Source organism: Mesorhizobium sp. M3A.F.Ca.ET.175.01.1.1 (genome assembly GCF_004791945.1).
Classification (GTDB): Bacteria; Pseudomonadota; Alphaproteobacteria; order Rhizobiales; family Rhizobiaceae; genus Mesorhizobium.
In genome coordinates this window covers 1-331 of sequence record NZ_SRTP01000222.1, presented here as the reverse complement: position 1 = coordinate 331, position 331 = coordinate 1, and the positions used below count along the sequence as shown (strand labels likewise).

At 64.7% G+C, this 331-nt stretch carries 1 protein-coding gene; it reads left to right on the top strand.

Features of this window, described 5'->3' with window-relative positions:
* On the top strand, positions 1 to 315 hold a 315-nt coding region (locus tag EN818_RS31425; protein WP_210237333.1), incomplete at its 5' end, for a terminase family protein.
* Between the last annotated feature and the right edge of the window lie 16 nt (positions 316 to 331).

The following is a 331-nucleotide window of genomic DNA, read 5'->3' as shown; positions in this document are numbered from 1 at the left end:
GTGATGGGACGGGGCGCACCGGGGGCGCTGGACAGCGTCGTCGTGCGTTGGGGCGGCGGCGGTGACGTCCAGGCCTCCGAGAGCGTGCTCTCCTTCAAGTCCTACGAGAAGGGCCGCGAGAAATGGCAGGGCGAGACCCTGCACGGCGTCTGGTTCGACGAGGAGCCGCCGCTGAATATCTATTCCGAAGGCCTCACCCGCACCAATGCGACGGGCGGCATAACGATCGTGACCTTCACGCCGCTGCTCGGAATGAGCGATGTGGTGCTCAGGTTTTTGACGAGCGAGGAGGTGGAGAGGATAGGGAAGGGGTGAAGGGCAGCCAATCTCC